Genomic DNA, 7,292 nt, shown 5'->3' on the forward strand with positions numbered 1-7,292 from the left:
TATTGATGAAAGTGGGTTTGCACAGGATGCGCCGCGCACGCACGGTTATGCACCCGCTGGCCAGAGATGTCATGGCACGCATGACTGGCATGCGCCAGGTCGTATCAACGCGATTGGCGCCCTGATCGGAAAGCTATTGATAACCGTCAGCCTGTTTGCAGTCAATATCAGCGCCGATGTATTTCATGGATGGGCGATGCAGGACCTGTTGCCTAAATTGCCGTCACATGCGGTCGTTGCGATGGACAATGCTACCTTCCATAAGAGGCAGGATACGCAAGAGGCCATACAAAACGCTGGGCACACCCTTGAATACTTACCCGCTTATTCTCCTGATCTTAATCCCATCGAACATAAATGGGCACAGGCCAAAGCACTGCGTAAACAACAAAACCAGACCGTTGAGATGCTTTTTAAATCCTATACATTCTGAATCATTCTTAACTGGTTAGGCTATATGGCACACCGATCTATTATGTTGATATCACAGTGCGTAGTGACCTGAGCATAGAAGAAACCTTGGCGCAAGCTCGACAAATTGATGCTGAACGGAAGGAATCTGGTTTTGACCAGAACGCTCTGGACCATGCGACCCATCTGGGCTTAAGTAATGGCACTTTTGAGGATAGTGAGGATGAGGGTAGTGCTGTGACCGAAGAATTCTTTCCTGTTGAGGACGGAAACGAAGCAACAGAGGAGAATGCGACTTTACCGGTGCCAAAGAGGATTACTGGAACAACTAATCAAACGTCATTGGCATCGAAGTTAGAGGCAAAAGCGCAGATGTTGAGTGACGAAGTTTGTTCTGGAAGTTAGGGGTTATTGGTTGTTATTTAATCTGCTGAATGAGGAAATTCGGCAGATTAAACTCAATATTATAGGTGCCTCTGTAAAACGATTTCACCGTGTGACTTGGCGGTATCAATCATTTTATCTATATTATTTTTTAAGATAATTTGAGTTCAGGCACAAGCGGCTGAGCTCCGGACTGTTAATACGGAGGTTCCTGGCTCGAACCCTGCTCGGGGTTGTCTATACATAATCAATTGTTCTGTAATGATATTTTATAAGCTGCTCTGATGCGTATGCTGATGTGTCCGCCGGAGACTGATGGTCTTGCTTCTTATTTGATGTTCTGGATGTCTGTAATATGATCTCAGCAGTATTTACTTTCCATTGGTAATTTAACCCTCGTGATCTTTACCAATATGCTACTTTGTTTTCTTTTACTGTCATTACTAGAAATGATCATGGCTCAATAAAGTAGAGTTTTTGAGCCGTTTCCTATGAAAAGGGCATTGTCGAGAATTATTTGAATTGTCGGGTTCTACTTGAAAAGACTATTTTGCGCATGGCTGGTTGATCAGCTTTTGGGGAGTAGTGGTGGATCGCCCCACTCTTGATGCCAATCGCTCTTTGCAACGTCCAGACAAGACGTGCTGCCATACTTGCGACTCCACGCTGCAAGTTCGTAGTGAAACCAGCGCTTGATACTGTTTTATCGCAGGTGCTGACCCCGAGTAGTAGATACTCCCAAGGTGTTGCTCCTAGCGAAGGATGAATCCAGCAACCAGCTTGCAGGGAATAAAGGCTCGAATCCTTGATGCGGCCATATTCATACCCGACCCATCCTGATCCTATCGTATTTCCGGTCATGACCGCCATAACGTGCGAAGAATGCAGGAGCGCCATCTCGATTATTACGGCAATTAGGAGTTGCTCCTGACGACGAGTGAAGCACTTTCTCCCGATAGTATTGAGCCAGGTCAGGGTCGGGTCGGTAACATCAAGCCAAATTTCGATACCTTCATTGATAGCCAGGCGGGCGATACGTAGAGCCAACGGGTAATCAACCTGACGGTGCGATATAAAAACCCGAGGACAGACGACTGCAGATACTATGTCGCTATTCTGGCTTCCCCAATTAGCTGTGCGGCGGAGCGCCACCAGACCGTCAAAGAATTGCTGATCCTCAAAAAGTTCAGCAAAAATTGAGTTCTCGACATCAGTTCGGGCGTTAAGTAGTAGATCAAGTGCTAGTTCGAGCTGATCAGGTGGCTCTCGACCTTGATTGTGTGCAAGCTCGTTGGCACGCCCAATGAAGTCCGCAGCAAGCCCTCTCGCGTGCTGCATCGAATCACGTGCAGGCTGAGAGAGAGGCGCACTTTCATAACGATCCCACAGGCTTTCACCTGCACGATCCTTCCAGTTGTAACTTGCCATATCGCCTCTTTTAATAATACTTAGAATATGTAAGTCTTGAAATGGCAGCGTCAGAATCCATTTTCAAGAATTAATATGATATATACCTCATGCGGTCACATTTGCGAATTTTGGAAACAGTTGAAAGCTTAGTTTTAGGAGCTTTTTTACCTGCTCGCTAAAAGTAGAACTGCTCTTTTTAAGGCAGTCGTCAAGAGCAGTTTTGAATTGACAAAATGATTCATAGAAGAGATGGTAAAGGCATTGCTTTCTGGTAAATTTCCACAAGCATTCGATCAGATTCAAGTTGGGTGAATAGGATGGTAGGAACTGCAGGTCAATACCTAATTCCCAGGCCTGTCTTGCTTAAAACAGAGGAAACTAATCATAAAAACTCGGATTAAGCTAAACAATACATTCCTAATTTGAGCAGGTATTAACCCCACGTGAGGAGACTAAATGACTTCATTAGATTTGCTTGACCTAATTCAATGGCCTGCAATGATAATCACAATCTCAGCAGCATGGTATGTCGGAGCGGAAAGAAAAGATAACCGAAACTGGGGATTTTGGCTTTTCCTGCTGAGTAATTTACTCTGGTTAATTTGGGCGATACCACAATCAGCATGGGCATTAGCTATATTACAGATCAGTCTGGCTATTATGAATATCAGAGGCGTCTTAAAATCAGAGAAGAAACAATAAAGCGAAATTAAATTTTAAGCTCAATCTATGCTCATGGAGGTATTCTCCACGAATTACTTTAGAATAAACCACAATCAATTATCTGCTATTAGGCTTGGAAGGAATTATTCGAAGTTGATGTTGGTGAAATAAATCTATCCTACCCCGGAAACTTCCTTTCATAAATTTGAAGAAAAAAAGTTAACTATCTACTATTTATTCTTGCGTATATCTTCTGTCGGGGATTGTGATGCAGGATCTGAGGCATTGATGTCTGAAGGTATTCCTCGATGATCAGTGTCTTTTAATCCTTTCTTAGTATCATCGTGTGCTTGCTTGATAACTTTTCGAGATTGCTCATCCTCGGGGCCCATTGTGCCAGCCGCAGCTGGAGTTTGATCACGTTCATGCGGTAGCATCATGTCGGATTCAGTTTTATCGTTTTCAGGAACCTGATTAGAAAGATCTATCTTTTCTTCTTTAGTACCAGTTTCATCACTTTTTGAGTGAAGATTGGAAGAAGTTTTAGTCGGGGTTATCATAATATTTAACCTGCTAAATTCGTGCTAAAAAAAATATAATAACACTTTTTAAAATTTATTACCCTGTCACATCGTGCTTACTTAGAATTTATATTACCGTTCTGCTCAACAGTATCAACTATTTCATTTGTATAATAGAGCAATCTGCATGTAACATTAAAACAAATTCGCAAATATTTAACTACGAGTGTGAGCAACTTATCGCGGAGCTTCTTTAAGACGAGCTATTGCTTGCTCAACATGTTGCCCTGAAAGGGCTCTATTTTCATCATTTCATTAAATTTCTTCAGCTTGGCTTCGTCGATACTTAGAATTGGGCCATAATTGCATCCCAATGAGCAGTGTTAGCTTGGGAAGATATGTTGTCTTAAGGTTAAGATTGAGGCTATGACGGAGCTGCTCAGCAAATCTGTAATTCACCGATCTTTTGTAGTTGTGATCTATTTTGCTTGAGCATTGTTGCACGCACAATCTCTAATGCTGGTTTATTTCATAACGCTGCATTGTACTCTGCAACTAAGTTATTCCTCATTGGAGATTTATTCGGATTAACCAGAGTAAAAAAGTAAGCCAGTAATTTGCTGTATTGTCAAACTTGACAGGTGAGCGTTAAAAAAGAATTATTTCTAATTCAAGGATATTTAATAAACAAAAAAATAAACAAAACGCCCCATCTCGGGGCGTTGGGTGATTACCGCTGACAGTGGTTTTTGTTGCTGCGGTTAATCCATGTGAGTTCCTGATCGCAGGCTTTTTATCTAGTACTGCTAGCCGACAAAATCTACTTGCGCGTCCTGTTGCAATGTTGATTCGAGAGGGCTCATATACGTAGCGACAGTTCGTTTAATTAAATCCGCAAATTTGTAAATGTCAGAGAGATCAGATATTTGCTCAATTTTCTCATCTCTTTCATTAAACAATCCAATCGACATTCTCGATGTGTTATTAAATCTAAGCCTGCAGATCGGTTTACGATTATTATCATCAAGCAAGATGGCACAATAGCTTTTTGCATCTCTCATGGTTATCCGCTTTGGATTAATATTTTCACGAAGAATAGCCCGGATAATGTGAAAACCTTCTATTTCTTCAGCTGTAGTTATTATGTCCTCTCCATCAGAATTATTTACTTTTGTTTCTGATGATGGCTCCATTGCCATTTTTAAACGGTCATTTATTTTTTCACTAATTAGCTGACTGAAGGCGCTTTTTGTTATTTGAGTGAATTGCTCTTTAACTGCCGGGGTAAATCTCTTTCCGTTAATAACTTCGCTGCATAGTATCTTAACAAAATCTTCTGAAGGAGCAGTCATCCAATCTGACAAAACATTTCGTATAGCCCTTGTATATTTTAGATCACTAGCAGTATTCAATATTAGCTCAACATTGAAAGCGCTCTTAGTAAATTTCTTTAACTCATCTACTTGCTGGTCTCTAAAATCAAGTACATTAAATTCGAAAAACGGCTTTTCATCCATTTTGTTAGGCTGCTCAAGATCAGTAAAGAATCTATAAGAGATTCCGTTAGTAAGAACGCCGAATCTGGCTTCAGTAACGTGGAAGTAACGGAAAAGTTGAGATGCGTGATTTATGCTGAGATCGCCGCCACTTTTTTTTACACTCAAATAAGATAATTGGTTTTGAGTCCATGAGAATAGCATAGTCAACTTTCTCACCCTTTTTTGTTCCAACATCTGCAATTAATTCCGGAGTAACTTCCGAAGGGTCAAATACGTTATACCCGAGTATTTGGATGAAGGGCATTATCAATGCATTCTTAGTTGCTTCTTCTGTTTGAATTGTATCTTTTACCTTGCTTACTCTAATTGCATGCTCTTTCAGCTGGTCGATCAGATCCACTTATTTCTCTCCCCTTTGAGTAATTAACAAAAATGGAGATTCTCTTCTTATATGACGGCGTCGTCAATTTAAGACATACTCATAATTCTAGAAAGGTAGTTTTAGTTTTCATAACTTGGAATTGAGGGGTGTATAGTGTGAATTTTAATAAGTATATTTTTGAAGATTTTGAACTCCCTGAAGATATTAAAGCAGTCATGCCAATTGAAAAGCCTGAGCATATGGCGGTATCCAATATCAGAATCAGAAAATCTATTTTCCTCAACCCAATGCCAAACTGCCGATAATGCTGCGACATGGCGGTGTAATCCGGGTGCTTGGGGTAACCGCGAAAATGAAGGGCCAGGGAAGTTTCCCAACGGTGGTTGGGCAAGGCTTGATTCAATAAAATTAGGTAAATGGAAACCTTGGCATCCCCGACCAGTATTGATTCCAGCAGATAGTTTTTTGTAAAAAGGTCACGATAACCAATCTCACTGGATAAAACTGGAATCAAGAATGGTAATTCAGGCGCTACTTGCCGAGAGAAATGATGAGTGCAGGGTCTATATTGTCACCGAGGAGACTCCATTCCAGTATCATTGGATACATGACCGTAGGCCAAGGTTGGTAAGATTGTCAGATCAGAATAAGACGACAATGGAACATACGTGATGCATTTTCTCGTGCTCATTATAAGTTATTTTCTGCAGCGTCTTATTCAAACGAAATTCAAAACCAGATTCTGAAAAATTTGGAGCCCAACCGCATCACGATTATTGGAGAAACCCATAGACAGCCTGGTTCTATACAGTTTTCAGTCATTAATTACCGAGTATTTACAGAAGGATAAATACCTGACTGTTGGCTTTGAAATTGCTAGTAATCAACAGTTGCTAATTAATGAAATTATGCAGGGTAGGGGTGTAGTTGAGGATATCCAGATTGTTCCATGATTGATCATCTTGCTTTTCGTTTAATGATCTTGGATCTTGTCAAAATTTACAGAGAGGGTGCTTTTTTAAAACTTATTGCGATAGACGCTAGAATTGAAAGTGGAGTAGGGCGCGATGAATGGATGGCTAAAAAGTTATTAGATAATATCGGTCAAGATCCATTGCTAGCTTTGTTGGGCAACCTGCATACCTTAAAAAAGGTCCAATGGAATATATCCATGACTAAGAAATCACCTTTTGTTGCAGAGATACTGGCATCACAAAGATATAATATCAAAACTTACCCCCAAATATGGCTGGATAAAACTTGTAATACACGTAATCGATTTATTGCATCAGATGAGGTGGTGGCTATCGGAATTATTAATAACAAATTGATATCTTTGCTTAATGCTTCTGAGTTTAAGATGGCAAATGATATTGTTGATGAAGTTGTACTTTGGGAGTGTGATTAGCGAATATGAATTTATTAGTGTATTCACCGTCGTTTAGTAAACATGGATATATATCAATATTTGTTTTATCTTTCCATACAATTGGCTTGCTTAATGATCATGATAAAATATTCTATAAAAGCCAAAAATGTTACTTACCTAGAGTGCAAATTTACCCATAAAATAGAGGTACATTGCATGAAATGGGGTAACTATATGGGTAGAATAGTTATTCATATTAAAAATTACTTTAAATATCATATAATTAAATTGATTATATGAATCCCTCTCTCCCATTATGGGCAAAATAAGTGATTGATTAGTAAAATAAAATTATCTATTAAACCTTCTTGGTTCTGCTTGTTGTTCTTGCCCTAGAAGATTCTACTAACTCCAAAAAGCAATTTTCTAACTCTTATGGAGAATGCGACATGGAAAACATCACAGCAACCTTCTAAATAAATTTAATTTAGATTTAATTATTTATTTAGTTATCCTTGAAAAACCCCGTTTCTTCAATCGCCGAGTTGTAGGTTAGGACTATTGGTCATCAATAACCGATTAGGATTGATGCCGGAGCGAGCACATAAAAGCGCCAAGTGGCCCAGAATCTTGCGCAAGTTATAGCCAGCACC

The 7,292-nt window shown here is 39.9% G+C and carries 9 protein-coding genes and 1 pseudogene; 4 read left to right on the plus strand and 6 right to left on the minus strand.

Annotation, left to right across the window (positions count from 1 at the left end; all coding sequences use genetic code 11):
• Both BM122_RS19535 and BM122_RS19540 read left to right on the plus strand, forming a co-directional pair.
• A partial coding sequence (locus BM122_RS19535) for a transposase (RefSeq protein ID WP_305728220.1) occupies positions 1-433 on the plus strand: 433 nt, incomplete at its 5' end.
• Positions 434-489: 56 nt separating this feature from the next.
• Positions 490-816, plus strand: coding sequence for a hypothetical protein (locus BM122_RS19540; protein WP_074907165.1), 327 nt, complete (start codon positions 490-492; stop codon positions 814-816).
• Positions 817-1,308: 492 nt separating this feature from the next.
• On the opposite strand, the gene BM122_RS19545 is transcribed toward BM122_RS19540, so the two are convergent.
• Both BM122_RS19545 and BM122_RS26375 read right to left on the minus strand, forming a co-directional pair.
• Positions 1,309-2,223: a toll/interleukin-1 receptor domain-containing protein gene (locus BM122_RS19545; protein WP_074907167.1), complete on the minus strand. Its 915-nt coding sequence runs from the start codon at positions 2,221-2,223 to the stop codon at positions 1,309-1,311.
• Positions 2,224-2,310: 87 nt separating this feature from the next.
• Positions 2,311-2,547, minus strand: a pseudogene (locus BM122_RS26375) (transposase); the annotation flags it as partial.
• A 114-nt stretch (positions 2,548-2,661) separates the two neighbouring features.
• Here BM122_RS26375 and BM122_RS19555 point away from each other — a divergent pair.
• Positions 2,662-2,907 carry a hypothetical protein gene (locus BM122_RS19555; RefSeq protein ID WP_074907171.1) on the plus strand — a complete coding sequence of 82 codons (246 nt, stop codon included), beginning with the start codon at positions 2,662-2,664 and terminating at the stop codon, positions 2,905-2,907.
• A 191-nt stretch (positions 2,908-3,098) separates the two neighbouring features.
• Here the strand turns inward: BM122_RS19555 and BM122_RS19560 are convergent, their stop codons facing one another.
• The 4 genes from BM122_RS19560 to BM122_RS23675 form a co-directional block, all read right to left on the minus strand.
• Complete coding sequence (locus tag BM122_RS19560) at positions 3,099-3,428, minus strand: hypothetical protein (RefSeq protein ID WP_074907173.1); 330 nt, start codon at positions 3,426-3,428, stop codon at positions 3,099-3,101.
• 767 nt (positions 3,429-4,195) lie between these two features.
• Complete coding sequence (locus tag BM122_RS19565) at positions 4,196-4,906, minus strand: hypothetical protein (protein WP_256212231.1); 711 nt, start codon at positions 4,904-4,906, stop codon at positions 4,196-4,198.
• A 70-nt stretch (positions 4,907-4,976) separates the two neighbouring features.
• Complete coding sequence (locus tag BM122_RS25555; RefSeq protein ID WP_256212232.1) at positions 4,977-5,288, minus strand: hypothetical protein; 312 nt, start codon at positions 5,286-5,288, stop codon at positions 4,977-4,979.
• Positions 5,289-5,367: 79 nt separating this feature from the next.
• Positions 5,368-5,784, minus strand: coding sequence for a hypothetical protein (locus BM122_RS23675; protein ID WP_177198224.1), 417 nt, complete (start codon positions 5,782-5,784; stop codon positions 5,368-5,370).
• Between the two features lie 435 nt (positions 5,785-6,219).
• Here BM122_RS23675 and BM122_RS19575 point away from each other — a divergent pair, with 435 nt between their 5' ends.
• A complete protein-coding gene (locus BM122_RS19575; RefSeq protein WP_074907175.1) occupies positions 6,220-6,678 on the plus strand; it encodes a hypothetical protein in 459 nt (152 codons plus the stop codon).
• Positions 6,679-7,292 lie beyond the last annotated feature (614 nt).

It is taken from the genome of Nitrosomonas communis (genome assembly GCF_900114745.1).
Classification (GTDB): Bacteria; Pseudomonadota; Gammaproteobacteria; order Burkholderiales; family Nitrosomonadaceae; genus Nitrosomonas; species Nitrosomonas communis_A.